Below are 14253 nucleotides of genomic sequence, written 5' to 3' on the forward strand. Positions count from 1 at the left end.
GGCAAGGATGCGCTCCACCATGCTATTGGTTTTGCCCAGCGTATCCTTGGTCTGGGTGGCGAGCTTTCTTACCTCGTCGGCCACCACAGCAAAGCCGCGCCCCATTTCACCAGCGCGTGCCGCTTCTATGGCGGCATTGAGTGCCAGCAGATTGGTCTGTTCCGACACCTCGGCAATGGTCTTGAGCACACCGGTCACGTCGCGCACATTGGCAGCCAGACTCTGAAAGGCCGCGGTGAATTCATGATTGGCGGCAGCGCCTGCCGAGATGCGCGCATTCATCTGCACAATCTGCATTCGCGCCTGATCGAGCTGCTGGCTGACCTTGCCGATATCGGCATGCAAGGTGGCGGCATGCTCGGCCGAATTCGCCGTCGCTTCGGCGATCTGGTCGGCACGCCGGGTCACTTCGCCAAGCCCCTCGGCCGCTGTGACCGTATCACTGGAAATCGCCCGCGTCTGCACGGCAAATTCCTGTGACAAGCGCGCATTGTCGCCGGCCACCGCCTTGGCCTGACCAAGCGCACCGCGAAAACTGGCGATCAGGGAGTTGAGATTGCGGCTGATCTGCCCCAGCTCGTCTTGCTCCTGCGTCCGCATGGTCAGGGTCAGATTCTTGTCGCGCGCAATGATATCGATGGTGTGATTGATGCCGGCTACGCGGCGAACCAGCAGGCTAATCAATACATAAGACAGCGCCATACCGAGGATGAAACCCACGAGGCCAATGGCCAGTGACTTGACCAGGGTCAGGCGCAGCTCGCTCGCCACATCATCGACCGCGATATCGGCACCGATCAGATAGACGAGGCCCTGGCTGGTTTTTACCGGGATATAGACCGAGCGATAGTCTCCCCAGCGATCACTGTGTTCGTCATAAGCCTTGGCACCGGTACGCAATGTCTCGCTGACGCCGCTACGCTCCACCGACAGTACGCTGAAGTGCGGCGCATAGCGCTTGGCCTTCTTGTCGGCCTCGCTGAATGCATCGCTCAGGTAAACCAGCTTGCCATCCACCTTGCTCAGCGCATACAGATGGGCAAGCCCGGCCTTATCGGCATACTCGCGCAGGCGCACGCCATTGCTGGTGTACTCGGTATCGGATACCGATGCCTCGCTCTGGCTGGAACGCTGGAAAAAGGATTCGCTTTGCAGGAACGGCAGAGCATGCGCCGCGCCGCTCAAGCGTCCATCGACGCTGGCAATGATGGCGGCCGATTTCAGGTAGTAGGAATAGCCGGTGTAGATAATGCCGGTAATCAGATTGGCCACAAAAAACATGGCCAGAAGCTTGGTCTTTAGCGACCAATCGCGAATGGATGGCATGGCGCACCCCCCGGGCATAGGCTAACGCCCACTATAGGCGATGCTGCAACGCGGCGTATACTCGACACTTTGCTTCCCCCTTCCGCTGCCATGGCCCTTTTCAACCCCGCCAACCATTTGCTGCAGCCCGCCTCGACCGAGGCCTACCATTTCGTGTTCTGCGACGGCCGTCTGCTACTACCCGCCGATGAAGCCGCGCCGTTCTTGCCGCTCGCTAGCGGCGCATTCGATCTCACCCAGGCCCATTACCTGGGACGCCTGGGGCAGCATGACTGCTGGAGTCTGACCGTGGCAGCAGTGCCGGAGGGTTTCCGGGCGGCACCCTTGCGTGCCGCCATGATGGCCCTGCCGAACGAGCTGATGATGATTGCCGCGCGGGCCGGACAAATCATTGAATGGGACCGTGCCCATCGCTTTTGCGGCGTATGCGGCACGGCCACTGTGCACAAATCCGGCGAGCGCGCCCGCGTTTGCCCAAGCTGCGGCCATCTGGCCTATCCGCGCATCAGCCCGGCGATGATGTGCTTGGTATGGCGCGAAGGCGAGGTTCTGCTGGCGCGGTCTCCCAACTTTACCCCGGGCGTGTATAGCGCCCTTGCCGGCTTTGTCGAACCGGGTGAATCGCTGGAAGAATGCGTAGAGCGCGAAGTCAAGGAAGAGGTAGGCGTCGATGTCGTCGATCTGCAGTATTACGGCAGCCAGAATTGGCCCTTCCCGCACAGCCTGATGCTGGCCTTCAGCGCCCGCTGGTGTGGCGGCGACATCGTGCCGCAGCCCGGCGAGATCGAGCATGCGGCCTGGTTCGCGCTGGATGCGCTGCCGCCGATTCCGCCACGCTTCAGTATTTCCGGCTATCTGATCCGCGATCAAGTCAAAGCCATGGGCGGACCCGATATCGGCTAGCAAACGGCCAGCTTAGCCACGACTGGCGCGATGGGTCCACACGCCGCTGGCCATGATCAGCAGCATGGCCAGCCAGCCCATCCATCCCTGGCGATCGCCCCAAATCGCCATGCCGAACAGGCTGGAACCCACCACCGTGGTATAGGCAAGGCTGGCCACGACCAGGGTGCGCCCCTTGCGATAAGCGCGCGTCATCGCCAGCTGCGCGCCGGTGGCGCTGGCCCCCATCCCGGCTACCAGCCAGATATTGTGAAGGGTAAGCGGGCTGAAACGACCGAACAGCATCCAGGCCGCCCCGCCAAGCGAGGCGACCAGGGAGAAATAGAACACGGTACGCCATTCCGGCTCGCCGGCTTCGCCAAGAATCCGTACATTCAGATAGGCAATGCCCGCACCAAAGCCGGAAGCCAGGCCCATGAGGCCGGCAAACCATTGGTCCCGCTCAAAAGTCGGATGCAGCAGTAAAACCACCCCGGCAAAACCCAGCAGTACCGCGCCGAGCAGGCTCAGCGACAGTCGCTCGCCCAGCCAAACGGTAGTGAGCAGCGCAAGGAACAAGGGTGAGGTGTAATTGAGCGTAACCGCCGTAGCGAGGGGCAAATGGGCTATCGCGTAGAAATACAGCATCAGCGACAGGGTGCCGGCAATGGCGCGGGTCAGCTGGGTACCCAGGACCGGCGTCTTCAGCGAGCCGCCACGCATCAGGACCACGCCGCCCACCACCAGCAAGCCGACAAAGCAGCGATAGAACACCAACTCTGCCGTGCTGAAATAGGCAGCGCCCAGTTTGACGAAGGCCCCCATGCAGGCAAACAGCAAGGAGGCCACCAGCATCCAGAATGAACCGGACTGCATCAGGGATCGGGGTAGACGCGGCATGGCGCGCATTGTATCGGCTTGCGCATCCGGCCAGTCACAATATCTGCCTCAAGCTTTCAACAACAGCGCTCCCGACAGCAGCTTGACCAGCTCGCCCTGACGATGGGTTCCGGTCTTCCAGAACATCGACTTGAGCTGGGTACGGATGGTGGAAACCTGCACCATCAAGCGATCGGCCGCCTCTGCCGGCGAACAGCCTTCCAGCAGCAAGGACGCCAGCCGGCATTCGGCCGGCGACAGGCCATACAGCGCGGATAGCACTTCCAGGGGCTGGGCATCGCTCAGCATCGGGTTATGTGCCATCAACAACACCAAGGGGCGCCGCCAGTCGGCCGCCAGTGGTGATTCCGGCGGCAAGGGGGCTACCAGCACCGTGTGGCGCCCGCCTTCCTCATGATCCAGCGCCAGTGCGCCGCTACGCGGCTTGGGGCCGGTAGCCTGCGCCAACAAGGAGGCAAGCCGGGTACTGACTGGCGACGTATCCGCCTGCAGCCGTCCCTTTTTGACCGAGAGGCAAGGCAGGCCTTGCTGCGCAGCATGGTTGGCGAACAGGATGGTTCCGTCGACATCCAGCACCCAGATAGGCGTCGCAAGCCGATCCAGCGCCTGACGCGCCACCGCCGCCTGCAGACGCAGACGCGAAAACTCGCTGGACAGGCGGCAAGCCAGCTCAAGGTGCTGCGACAGGCGCGACAGCAGCTCGTTATCTTCCCTGGCAAACGGTGCCGCCCCGGCATCGCGCTGAAAACCCAGCAATGCCTCATTGCGACCGTCATCGAATACCCGGCAGGCAATGGCGCTGCGTCGTGACAAACCAAGGCGAGCCAGCATGGTTGCGGTATCGGGATTCAGGCGACGGTCATCAAAACAGGCAGTCTGGCTGACCCAGACGCCCACATTGGCTCTCAGCGCAATGCGCGTCCATGGATCAACTTCGGTCGCCGCGTCCTGAAAACACAGGGTCAAGGCTTCCGGGTATCCCACCAGATTGCACTGACTGGCAATACCGCTGAGCTTGTCGCGCAGGTAAAACGCAGCGGAATCGGCATTGACGGTATCGGCGATGCGCTTGAGCAAGGCATCCCAGCGAGCAGGCTCCAGAACAACCGTGTGTATGGTAGTGACGAGGGCATCGTAGGCCCGTTGTTTGATATCGCCCATCGACGGTCCGCTCCCCCGGCGGCTTCTGGTCGTTTGTGTGTCGGCATTGTGGCGGTAGCAAGGCCGCCTCTTCAAGCTTTTCCTAATTTTCTTATCGCTATCCTCCATTTGGAGGATGACGAGCCACGGGCAGAGCAGGAAAATGGCGCCAATCGCTCGGGGAGGAGGAGGAAGCCCCGGGGAGGAGGAAGCCATAAGCCGGAATCATCCGGCAGCAAAAATACAAAGCCAAAGCGCAATCAATGAAAAGGGCACCGCAAGGTGCCCTTTTCATTTGCCAGCCATGCGGCTACAGGTGTTCGCCCATTTCCCGGCGCATGAACTCGTGGAAATGCAGCATGCCGTCTTCCATCGGGCTCTGGTAAGGGCCGAACTCATCGCGCCCTTCCTTGAACAGGAGGCTGCGCCCCTCTTCCATGCGGCGGATGATCTCCATGTCCTCAACCGCGGTTTCCTGATAGGCCTTTTGCTCGGCCGCCATGAACTCCGGCTCGAACAGGGCGATTTCTTCCGGGTAATAGAACTCGACGATATTCTTGTACTCGCGCGGTCCGGTGGGCAGCAGGGTCGAAATCACCAGGGTATGCGGATACCACTCGACCATTACATTCGGGTAATAGGTCAGCCAGATGGCGCCATGCTTGGGCACCTCGCCGCGATTGAAGGCCAATAGCTGCTTGTGCCATTCCGCATAGGTCTTGGAACCGGCCTTGGCCAGGGCGTTGTGGATGCCCACAGTCTGGACCGAATGCCAGTCACCGAATTCCCACTTCAGATCGTCGCACTCGACAAAGCGCCCGAGACCCGGGTGGAACGGGTCAACGTGGTAGTCCTCGAGATACACCTCGATAAAGGTCTTCCAGTTGCCCTGGTACACATCCACTTCCACCCGGTTCAGCACATAGTTGCTGAAGTCGAGATCGCGGGCGACCCCGAGGTCTTTCAAGTCAGCCTCGACATCGCGCCCGCCGGTGCCGAGCTCGAACAGCATGCCGTTCCAGCTTTGCAGACGGGTATTGGGTAGATTCAGGCAAGGCTTGTCGGGAAAATGCGGTGCACCGATCAAGGTGCCTTGATTGTCGTAGGTCCACCGGTGCAAGGGGCAAACGATATGGCTGCTATTGCCGCGCCCATCGACCATCAAGGCTTGGCGGTGGCGACAGATATTCGATAGCAGCTGCACACCAGCCTCGGTGCGCTTGAGCATGCGGCCGCGGTCGTACATTTCCAGCACCTGATAGTCGCCGATATTGGGCACCATCAGTTCATGGCCAACGTATTTCGGTCCGTGAGCAAACAGGATTTCTTGTTCCAGCCGGTAAAACTCCGCATCGAAGTACACCGAGACTGGTAGTTGCGCGTTAGCTGCGCGCAGCAGATGGCGAGATTCCAAGTTGGACATATCCCACACCCCCAAGTAGTCAGGGTGAGGCGCAATCCAAGCGGACAGGCGCCCCAACACCCGAAGGTCTAAGAACGTCTTGCCTTGATGGATTACGAGTCGACACCGGCATTGCGCTGGCGCCGGAGAGGAGATTTCCCCGCTCCCTAGCCTCATGGCCCTTTGGGGCAAGCACCAGGCGTGTCGTTAGACACCCTAATACCCGCGCTGGGCGAGGTGCCGCAGCGCTAAATTACGAGGGGCGGATTCTGGCCGAATCCTTCTGGCATGGCAAGGGAAACGTAGAAAAATCCATCGTGAAATGAGGGACATAGCCACCCACCAGCTTAGTCGATTCGAGCTGCCTCACGCAGGTAGTCGGGCGATTCACGCACGGTAGCCACGGCGTCCCAAATCTGTTTGGTCAATGCGGGCGAGCGCTGCGCCAGCGCATGGCTAAGCATCAGGTAATAAGGCTTGGTCTGGATGGCCGGCTCGATGCGTTCAATCTTTCGCTGCCAATCGGGACTCTTTCTGAGCACAGCCTCTGCTGCACCGGTCTGCAATGCAGCCACGCCCAGACGCTTGACTTCCAACATTCGCAAGATGGCCTCGACCGATTTGGTGGAGTCAGAAACCTCCAACGCCATTCCCCGCAAATAGCTCACGATCGAAAAACCGGATTGCGCCCCTACCGGACCATCCAGTTTGCTCAGTTGCGTGCCATCCCAAGTAACCAATGCGCCTTTAAGCCGGTAAAAATGGTAAGTCTCACTCATCATCCGCCGCGCAGGATCTGGCTTGCCACCCAGCATCGGATACTGGCCGAACGCCATGCGCTCTTCCACAAAACTAGCCTTGAAAGCACCATCAAACTGCCCGGCCTGCAACATGGCCATACAGCGCTTCCACGGTTGGCGCTCGATCCGGATGGGTATCTCGATCTGTCGAGCCACCATATTGATCATGGTCACATTGAGGCCGCCGCCATCTTGCAGCAGCCACGGGTACGCATCCTGATCCTCAGCGCAAAACGCTAACAATGTCGGTCGAGTTTCGGCCTGAACAGCGGGAAACAGAACTACCGCGAGCAAAAAACAGACGAGCAGAAAGCGGATCATATCTTCACCCCCTGTTCAGTTTATAGCTACAGAAAGCCGCTCAGGAGGTGACCGATATTTGATCAACATCGTCTAAAAGCCCGGAGAGGCTCCGAACTGAAACCGGTTCTCAACCACCATAACATGTACCGCGAGATCCTGGACTGGCGAGACTGGTTGAATAGTCGAACTGTTCAGTGTCTCCTTAATCGGAGCAGCCTCACGATCAATGGGGCAACAAGTTTTCGATAGTGAGCCATCCAGGGTCTTCAAGGCCGGGGACGGAGATCCATGAACCACCGCACGACGCGCGCCGACCGAGGCATGGCAAGGCGCCCACCGCTGCGGAAGCAGGCTTGGATCGATTCTCAGAAGGCTTGCAACCGAAGACAACCCTGGGCCCGGCTCGCCCCCCCGAAGCTCCAGTTGAATGAGGGTGCTGCAATCAGAGAAATTGAACCTGCCACCGAGGTCGAGCAGCAACTAATTGGATAGGCGAAAAAATCCGATGTCAGTTAACTGACACCGGATACTCCAGAAGTAGCTGCTTGGCATTGAAGGCCTGCCAAAACATCATTGCGCAGAAGGCGGGCCTACTGAGTCAGACTGCGAATGGAATCACTTCTCCACAAACGCGCGCTCGATCACATAGTCGCCCGGCTCGCCAATGCGCGGCGACACCTTGAAGCCGCGCGCATCGAGCAGCGCTGCGGTGTCCTTGAGCATGCTGGGGCTGCCGCACATCATGGCGCGATCAGTCTCGGGATTGAGTGGCGGCAGACCAAGGTCCTCGCACAGCTTGCCGTTTTCGATCAGATCGGTAAGGCGACCCTGATTGCGGAATTCCTCGCGGGTAACGCTTGGGTAGTAGATCAGTTTTTCCTGGATCACATCGCCGAAGAACTCGTTTTTCGGCAACTCGTTCTGGATGTAGTCGGCATAGGCCAACTCGTTCACAAAACGTACGCCGTGGAACAGGATCACCTTTTCGAAGTGCTCATAGGTTTCCGGGTCCTTGATGATGGACATGAATGGCGCAAGGCCGGTGCCGGTGCCGAACAGGAACAGGTTCTTGCCGGGCTTGAGATCAGTGATCACCAAGGTGCCGGTCGGTTTGCGGCTGACCAGCAATTCATCGCCCACCTTGAGATGCTGCAGGCGCGACGTCAGCGGGCCGTTTGGTACCTTGATGCTGAAGAATTCCAGGTGCTCTTCGTAATTGGCGCTGGCAATCGAGTAGGCACGCATCAGCGGGCGCTCGTTCACCTGCAGGCCGATCATGACGAAATGACCATTTTCGAAACGCAGCCCGGGGTCGCGCGTGGTGGTGAAGCTGAACAGGGTGTCGTTCCAGTGATGGACACTGAGGACGCGTTCGGTAGCAATAGTAGACATGGTGAATTGACAAACCCGAAATGATGGCAGCCGACGATTTTAACAAACTATCCAAATGCCTCCCTAACCATTGCGGCATTTGCTGACAGCCAAACGGAATATGGTTGGGCAGAGGCGGCAGAGTATACAACGATAGTCATTCTCATTTATAATTTCGACCGGATTAATTGAATGGATCGAAGCGGACTATGCTGCAACGATCCGCGCCAAAGTACCTCTGCCATTCGAAAGAAACCATGCAACTTCACACTGCCGCCCTGCCCCTGTTGCTCGCCGCTTTGCTCTGTTCTACCGCCCAAGCCAAGGAATACCCGATCGGCAAGCCGCAAAAGGCCGGCGGTATGGAAATCGCTGCGGTGTATTTGCAACCGGTGAAAATGGAGCCGGACGGCATGATGCGCAAAGCTGAAGAATCGGATGTCCATATGGAAGCCGATATCCGCGCCCTGGCCGGCAACACCAATGGCTTCCCCGAAGGAAGTTGGGTGCCGTATCTGAACGTCAAGTATGAAATCAGCAAGGTCGGTGGCAAGGACAAGATCAGCGGTGACTTCATGCCTATGGTTGCCAACGACGGCCCGCACTATGGCGACAATGTCAAACTGCAAGGCCCGGGCAAATACACGCTGAAGCTGACCATTGCCGCGCCTGATGCCAACCCGCATGCGCACTTTGGCCGCCATGTCGACAAGGAAACCGGCGTAGCGCCCTGGTTCAAGCCATTTACCGTTCAGTATGATTTCGTGTTCGCCGGCATCGGCAAAAAGGGCGGCTATTAAGCCTTGGGCTGATTTGCGCCACTTCCTACCCTATTAACTGATCGAGTTCTTTCATGCCCCGCCTGCTTGCCCAGTTCATGTTCGTTGGTCTGTTTGCCAGCCACGTCTTCGCTGCAGGCCTCTTTACCGTGAAGGTCGTCGCCAAGGACGGCAAGCTGAGTCCGGCACGGCTAGAAGTGCCGGCCGGACAGCGCATCAAGATCGAGATCAGCAATCAGGGCAAGACGCCAATCGAATTCGAGAACCTGCAGTTACGTGTCGAAAAGGTATTGGCGCCCGAGGCGGAATCATTCGTGGTGCTCAATCCGCTGCGTCCGGGCAGTTACAGCTTTATCGACGAGTTTCATCCTCAGGCCGGCAAGCTTGAGCTGATCGCCAAATAGGTCACGCCATGGGCAATGCTCTGTTCATCATCTGGCGCGAGTCGGCCGAGGCCATGTTGGTTATCGGCATTCTGTACGCTTGGCTGCGCCGACAGCCCGACCCTTCGGTCGGCATGCGCTATCTGTGGGGCGGCGTCGCCACAGGCTTGGGCCTGGCGATTTTGCTGGCGCTGGTGATGCTCGGGGTGATCCGCAATCTGTCCGCCGATGGTCTCGAATACTTCCAGCTGGGCATGATGACCGTGGCTGCCGGCTTGATTACCCAGATGGTGTTCTGGATGCGCCGGCACGGCCGCACCCTCAAGCGCGATCTGGAAAACGATCTGGCGCGCAACCAGGAAACCGCCAATTGGTGGGGCCTGCTCACCGTGGTGGCACTGGCCGTGGGACGCGAAAGCGCGGAAACCGTGGTGTTCCTGTACGGCCTCGGCCTGGAGGGCCATGGTAGCGGCCAATGGCTGCTGACCGTGGGCCTCGGTCTGCTGCTCGCCTACCTGACCTTCTGGGCGCTGCAACGCGGCAGCAAGATCGTCTCCTGGCGTACTTTCTTCCGGGTCAGCGAGATTTTGCTGCTTTTGCTGGCCAGTGCGCTGGTCATTGGCGCTGCCGAAAAGATGATCAATCTGGGCTGGCTGCCGACCGGTATCGACGAAGTGTGGGACAGCTCCCGCCTGCTCGATGACAGCAGCCGCTTCGGCAATTTTGTTGCCTCGTTCACCGGTTACCGCGCTCATCCTACCCTTGCCGCATTGTTGATCTATCTGGGCTATTGGGCCTTGGTGATCGGCGTACGCTTTTTGCCGGCGCGCAGCCGACAGCCTGGTCACGCATGAACGGCCCCTCATTGCGGCTAGAGCATCGCCTCGCCCCGCGCATTGCCGCCTTCGGACTATGGCTGCGCGAACACCAGAAGCTGATTCGCACCACACAGTGGCTGGTCGTGGCCTGCTATCTGTTCCTGATCCTGGTACCGGCCTTCCTGCCATTGCCGGATGACAATGCCCGCATCCTCAACAATCTGACCACCCTGGCGCAATTCCTGTTCTGGGGCATCTGGTGGCCCTTCGTGCTGCTTTCGATGGTGCTGATCGGACGCAGCTGGTGCGGCGTGTTCTGCCCAGAAGGCGCACTATCGGAATGGGCAAGTGGCCTGGGTCGTGGCCGGCCGATTCCGCGCTGGCTCAAGTGGGGCGGCTGGCCCTTTGTCGCCTTTTGCCTGACCACCATCTTCGGCCAGCTGGTCAGCGTCTACCAGTATCCGAAGGCTGCCTTGCTGGTGCTGGGCGGCTCGACCGTCGCCGCCATGATCATCGGCTACCTGTATGGCCGCGCCAAGCGGGTGTGGTGCCGGCATCTGTGCCCGGTGAATGGGGTATTCGGCCTGCTGGCCAAGCTGTCGCCCTTTTACATGCAGGTTGATCGGCAGCAATGGAATGACGCGCCGGCGCGCAAAGTGATTCCGATCAACTGCGCACCGCTAGTGGACATCCGCCGCATGGAAGGCCCGTCCGAATGCCATATGTGCGGTCGCTGCGCCGGTCATCGCGAGGCGGTGAACCTGATGGTGCGTGCACCAAACCGGGAAATTGTCGAGCTCACCGAGAAGCAGGCATCCGGCTGGGACTTGCTGCTGGTGGTGTATGGCTTGCTGGGTGTCGCCATCGGCGCATTCCAGTGGACCGCAAGCCCGTGGTTTATCAGCAGCAAGCAAGCAGCGGCCGAGTGGCTGGTCAATCACGAGATTTTCTGGCCGCTTGCCGACAATGCGCCATGGTGGCTGCTTACCCACTATGCCGAGCGTAACGATGTATTCACCTGGCTCGATGGTGCGATGATCATCGCTTATATCTGCACCATTGCCATGCTTCTGGGTAGCTGGGTCTTGCTATGGCTGGCACTGGCGGCACGGCTACAGGGCGGCAACTGGCGCGCCAACACCATCCGCCTTGCTTACACGCTGACACCGCTGGCAGGCATCGGCGTGATTCTTGGCCTGTCCGCACTGACCGTAACCCTATTGAAAGCCGAAGGAATCAGCTTTACCTGGTTAACACCGGCACGATTCACCCTGCTTGGTCTCGCCAGTACCTGGTCGCTGTGGCTCGCTTACCGGCAGGCCAAGCCTGCGCGTCGCGGCCTGAGTACCGCTCTGTTGCTCACTCCGGCGCTGGGCGGGGTATTGGCAATGTGGTGGCTGATGCTGGTTGCCTGGTAAAGCAGCCTAGCGCTCGGGCCGCCGCACCACGGTGACGCTGCATTGCGCTTCGGCGACCACCCGCGCCGACACGCTGCCCAGATGGCGCCGCAATATCCCGCTGTCGCGCGCGCCGAGTATCAAATGGTCTACCTGATTCTGCGTGGCAAACTCGATCAAGGCACTGGCCGGATCGGGAGCCGCCAGTACGTGGAAGGTGATCCGCTCCGCAGGCAGCGACAGTGCCGCCGCCCAGTGCTTGAGCGCCGCCAGGCGTTTCACATGCAGATTGCGCCCCTGCGCATCTTCGTTGAAGTCCAAGCCGATACGCTGGGTCTTCAGTACCGATACGCAGGCAAGCCGCGCCTCGCCGGCCACACTCATCAATAGCGCCGTACTGCGCCGCAGCGCCTCGGCCAGCGTATCCTCGCCACCAGTCAAGTCCACCGCCGCCATCACGATCGGCGCGCGTGCCAACTGCGCGGCAGCACTGCCGCTAGGCTGAGTCTCGCGGCCCATGGCGCGGAACCAGCGGCGCAGGCGCTGCCAGCGGCTATCCACACTGCGTTTGGTTGCCAGTGCACTCAGCGGCAGCTGCTCGGGATTTCGCAAGATCAGCGCCAGCTCACCCGCGCTGGCGAAACGCGCAGCCGGGTCCACTGCCAGACAGCGCAGAATCACCTCCTGCAGCCAGGGCGGGCAATCTGCTCGCAGGCACACCGGTGGCAATGGGTCACGCCACAGGCGCTGGCGCAATCCGGCCTGGCTGCCTGGAAACCCGAATGGCCGCTCGCCAGTGAGCAGGTAGTACAGCGTCACCCCCAAGGCAAACAGATCGGAGCGCGGCTCGCTGCGCTCATATAGCACCTGCTCGGGCGAGATATACGGCGCCGTGCCCAAGGGAAGGCGGAACTCTTCGTCCAGCAGGTCGGGCAGTCGATCGTGGTGGGCCAGGCCAAAATCCACCAGCACGGCGGTGCCATCGTCGCGAAACAGGATATTGCTGGGCTTGAGATCGAGATGGATCACATGCTGGCGATGCAGATCATGCAAGGCATCGGCAATGCGCGCACCCAGGCTCACCACCTCGTCCACCGGCAAGGGAAGCTGATCCAGCCGGGCGCGCAGCGACTCTCCGGCAATACGCTCCATCACCAGATAGGGCTGCTCGGTGAAGTCGCCGCTGGCAAATACCTGCGGCACATGCGGGCCGCGCAGGCGCGGCAGGATCATCTGCTCGACCTCGAAACCGACGATGGCAGTCGGATCATCTTCGCCACGCAGCTTCGGCAACTTCATCACCAGTGCCTGGCGATGCTGCAGATGGCTGACCGCCCAGATGCTGGCCATGCCGCCCACGCACAGGCGCTCTTGCAAGGTAAAGCCATCAATCTCCTGTCCGACGGCAAGCTCGGTACGACTCATCAACTACCCTCCGGCTATTGCCCGAGCAATAGCCGCCCGGCCAAGGATTGCGGCAGCCCGCTGGCACGGATGCGTGCCGCTGCCGACGCAACATCGTAGGGTACGCGGCGAAAGGTAAGCTGTTGCTGATCGGTATCAAACAAGGCGTAGGCCGCTGCCGTATTGTGATCACGCGGCTGCCCTACCGAACCGACGATGGCCAGCCAGCGACGATTGCCCAGCAAGGGAATGGCTTGGCCGGGAACCGGCACGAAATGACTGGACTTGCCGAGGCTGGAAAGATGGTAAAGCGCCTGGTCATGATGGTGGCCGCAAAACACCTGGCGCTGCGGCACCACATCGAGCGCATGCAGCGCGTCGCCGGTGCCGGTAATGTATTCCCAGCCAGCCGGATTCCAAGGGTTGGCATGGACAAACAGGCAGTCATCTTGCTGTGCCGTCATCGGCAGGCCATGCAAAAACGCGCGCTGACTGTCGCTGAGTTGTTGTGCCGTCCAGTCGACGGCGGCCTGCGCCTCGGCATGCATGCGCGTCGCCAGCTTGCCGATCGCCGCTGCATCATGGTTGCCCAGCACGGCCAAGGCGCCCCACTCCACATGGTGCATCACGGTATCGACCACCCAGGCCGGATCGGCGCCATAGCCGACATAGTCACCCAAGAACACATAGCGGTCCGGGGCAAAGGCAGCGGCATCGTCCAAACAGGCGCTCAAGGCCTCGCGGTTGGCATGCAGGTCGGACAGCAAGGCAAGCAACATGGCGGCATTCCGGTTGAATTGGGAAGGTCTGAACGAATCCACTTACGCGCAAAAAGCGCGCCCCCCCGCGCAATGCGGAGGCGGAGGGATATATCAACAAGGAATCAATAGCTTACCCACGTTCGCCCAAGTTCCGCGTTTCCCGGGACCGGCTACTCCAGTCGGCAACTCGATTCGTTCAGAGCCTTACTAGCTTCCAGCATAGCGCCAGTGGCGCCTACACTGTCGATCCACTGCACTTGTCTGCTCGATCCGATGCGCCCATACACCGAATGCGTTTCCCGCTTGCTTGCCGAACTCGGCATTTCCGAAACCTACCTGGCCGGCCGCGGATTAGCTCTGCAGGAGCAAGCCAGCCTGCTGATGCCGCTCGGCGTCGACCTGCTCGGCCGCGACCAGTTTGCTACGCCAGAGGCCGGCCTTGCCTGGATCGCCATGCGGCAAGCCGCCCTCGATGCAGGCGTAGAGCTGCAGCTGGTATCGGCGTTTCGCAGCATCGACTATCAGGCCGGCATCATCCGCCGCAAACTGGCGGGAGGCTTGGACCTGAACACCATATTGCAGGTAAG

General features: G+C 60.2%; 14 protein-coding genes. 6 read left to right on the forward strand and 8 right to left on the reverse strand.

Annotated features, from left to right (window positions below):
* Nucleotides 1-1326, reverse strand: a 1326-nt coding sequence (locus ACE3OH_RS11235; RefSeq protein ID WP_374352218.1) for a methyl-accepting chemotaxis protein, incomplete at its 3' end; no start/stop codon positions are given.
* A gap of 90 nt (nucleotides 1327-1416) precedes the next feature.
* Between ACE3OH_RS11235 and nudC the strand changes: the two genes are divergently transcribed.
* Complete coding sequence (gene nudC, locus ACE3OH_RS11240; protein WP_374352221.1) at nucleotides 1417-2229, forward strand: NAD(+) diphosphatase; 813 nt, start codon at nucleotides 1417-1419, stop codon at nucleotides 2227-2229.
* A gap of 12 nt (nucleotides 2230-2241) precedes the next feature.
* On the opposite strand, the gene ACE3OH_RS11245 is transcribed toward nudC, so the two are convergent.
* The 5 genes from ACE3OH_RS11245 to ACE3OH_RS11265 all read right to left on the reverse strand — a co-directional run bounded on the left by ACE3OH_RS11245 (nucleotide 2242) and on the right by ACE3OH_RS11265 (nucleotide 8145).
* Nucleotides 2242-3108 carry a DMT family transporter gene (locus ACE3OH_RS11245; protein ID WP_374352224.1) on the reverse strand — a complete coding sequence of 289 codons (867 nt, stop codon included), beginning with the start codon at nucleotides 3106-3108 and terminating at the stop codon, nucleotides 2242-2244.
* Between the two features lie 48 nt (nucleotides 3109-3156).
* Nucleotides 3157-4269, reverse strand: a complete 1113-nt coding sequence (locus tag ACE3OH_RS11250) for a helix-turn-helix transcriptional regulator (protein ID WP_374352227.1) — start codon at nucleotides 4267-4269, stop codon at nucleotides 3157-3159.
* 289 nt (nucleotides 4270-4558) lie between these two features.
* On the reverse strand, nucleotides 4559-5671 hold the full coding sequence (locus ACE3OH_RS11255; RefSeq protein WP_374352230.1) for an aromatic ring-hydroxylating dioxygenase subunit alpha: 1113 nt from the start codon (nucleotides 5669-5671) through the stop codon (nucleotides 4559-4561).
* Between the two features lie 326 nt (nucleotides 5672-5997).
* A complete protein-coding gene (locus ACE3OH_RS11260) occupies nucleotides 5998-6771 on the reverse strand; it encodes a substrate-binding periplasmic protein (RefSeq protein WP_374352233.1) in 774 nt (257 codons plus the stop codon).
* A 597-nt stretch (nucleotides 6772-7368) separates the two neighbouring features.
* Nucleotides 7369-8145, reverse strand: coding sequence for a ferredoxin--NADP reductase (locus tag ACE3OH_RS11265; RefSeq protein ID WP_374352236.1), 777 nt, complete (start codon nucleotides 8143-8145; stop codon nucleotides 7369-7371).
* Between the two features lie 236 nt (nucleotides 8146-8381).
* Between ACE3OH_RS11265 and ACE3OH_RS11270 the strand changes: the two genes are divergently transcribed.
* Genes ACE3OH_RS11270 through ACE3OH_RS11285 form a run of 4 tightly spaced genes read left to right on the forward strand, consistent with a single transcriptional unit; the run spans nucleotide 8382 to nucleotide 11522 of the window.
* Complete coding sequence (locus ACE3OH_RS11270; protein ID WP_374352242.1) at nucleotides 8382-8924, forward strand: iron transporter; 543 nt, start codon at nucleotides 8382-8384, stop codon at nucleotides 8922-8924.
* Between the two features lie 53 nt (nucleotides 8925-8977).
* Nucleotides 8978-9307: a cupredoxin domain-containing protein gene (locus ACE3OH_RS11275; RefSeq protein WP_374352245.1), complete on the forward strand. Its 330-nt coding sequence runs from the start codon at nucleotides 8978-8980 to the stop codon at nucleotides 9305-9307.
* 8 nt (nucleotides 9308-9315) lie between these two features.
* Nucleotides 9316-10140 carry an FTR1 family protein gene (locus ACE3OH_RS11280; RefSeq protein ID WP_374352248.1) on the forward strand — a complete coding sequence of 275 codons (825 nt, stop codon included), beginning with the start codon at nucleotides 9316-9318 and terminating at the stop codon, nucleotides 10138-10140.
* Nucleotides 10137-11522 (forward strand): 4Fe-4S binding protein, encoded by a 1386-nt coding sequence (locus ACE3OH_RS11285; RefSeq protein ID WP_374352252.1) that lies wholly within the window; start codon nucleotides 10137-10139, stop codon nucleotides 11520-11522. The genes ACE3OH_RS11280 and ACE3OH_RS11285 overlap by 4 nt, the downstream gene beginning before the upstream one ends.
* Nucleotides 11523-11528: 6 nt before the next feature.
* On the opposite strand, the gene ACE3OH_RS11290 is transcribed toward ACE3OH_RS11285, so the two are convergent.
* The gene (locus ACE3OH_RS11290) at nucleotides 11529-12926 is read right to left on the reverse strand and encodes a protein kinase (RefSeq protein ID WP_374352255.1); all 1398 of its coding nucleotides are present in this window, start codon (nucleotides 12924-12926) and stop codon (nucleotides 11529-11531) included.
* 14 nt (nucleotides 12927-12940) lie between these two features.
* Entirely contained in the window at nucleotides 12941-13684 is a 744-nt protein-coding gene (locus ACE3OH_RS11295; protein ID WP_374352258.1) for a metallophosphoesterase, read from the reverse strand.
* 285 nt (nucleotides 13685-13969) lie between these two features.
* Between ACE3OH_RS11295 and ACE3OH_RS11300 the strand changes: the two genes are divergently transcribed.
* Nucleotides 13970-14253: D-alanyl-D-alanine carboxypeptidase family protein (locus ACE3OH_RS11300; protein ID WP_374352261.1), on the forward strand; the 284-nt coding region annotated here is incomplete at its 3' end.

It is taken from the genome of Chitinimonas sp. (assembly GCF_041904975.1).
Taxonomy (GTDB): domain Bacteria; phylum Pseudomonadota; class Gammaproteobacteria; order Burkholderiales; family Chitinimonadaceae; genus Chitinimonas.

Coding starts and splice junctions, on each gene's coding strand:
- nudC (WP_374352221.1), top strand. CDS start 1,417: ATGGCCCTTTTCAACCCCGCCAACCATTTGCTGCAGCCCGCCTCGACC.
- ACE3OH_RS11245 (WP_374352224.1), bottom strand. CDS start 3,108: ATGCCGCGTCTACCCCGATCCCTGATGCAGTCCGGTTCATTCTGGATG.
- ACE3OH_RS11250 (WP_374352227.1), bottom strand. CDS start 4,269: ATGGGCGATATCAAACAACGGGCCTACGATGCCCTCGTCACTACCATA.
- ACE3OH_RS11255 (WP_374352230.1), bottom strand. CDS start 5,671: ATGTCCAACTTGGAATCTCGCCATCTGCTGCGCGCAGCTAACGCGCAA.
- ACE3OH_RS11260 (WP_374352233.1), bottom strand. CDS start 6,771: ATGATCCGCTTTCTGCTCGTCTGTTTTTTGCTCGCGGTAGTTCTGTTT.
- ACE3OH_RS11265 (WP_374352236.1), bottom strand. CDS start 8,145: ATGTCTACTATTGCTACCGAACGCGTCCTCAGTGTCCATCACTGGAAC.
- ACE3OH_RS11270 (WP_374352242.1), top strand. CDS start 8,382: ATGCAACTTCACACTGCCGCCCTGCCCCTGTTGCTCGCCGCTTTGCTC.
- ACE3OH_RS11275 (WP_374352245.1), top strand. CDS start 8,978: ATGCCCCGCCTGCTTGCCCAGTTCATGTTCGTTGGTCTGTTTGCCAGC.
- ACE3OH_RS11280 (WP_374352248.1), top strand. CDS start 9,316: ATGGGCAATGCTCTGTTCATCATCTGGCGCGAGTCGGCCGAGGCCATG.
- ACE3OH_RS11285 (WP_374352252.1), top strand. CDS start 10,137: ATGAACGGCCCCTCATTGCGGCTAGAGCATCGCCTCGCCCCGCGCATT.
- ACE3OH_RS11290 (WP_374352255.1), bottom strand. CDS start 12,926: ATGAGTCGTACCGAGCTTGCCGTCGGACAGGAGATTGATGGCTTTACC.
- ACE3OH_RS11295 (WP_374352258.1), bottom strand. CDS start 13,684: ATGTTGCTTGCCTTGCTGTCCGACCTGCATGCCAACCGCGAGGCCTTG.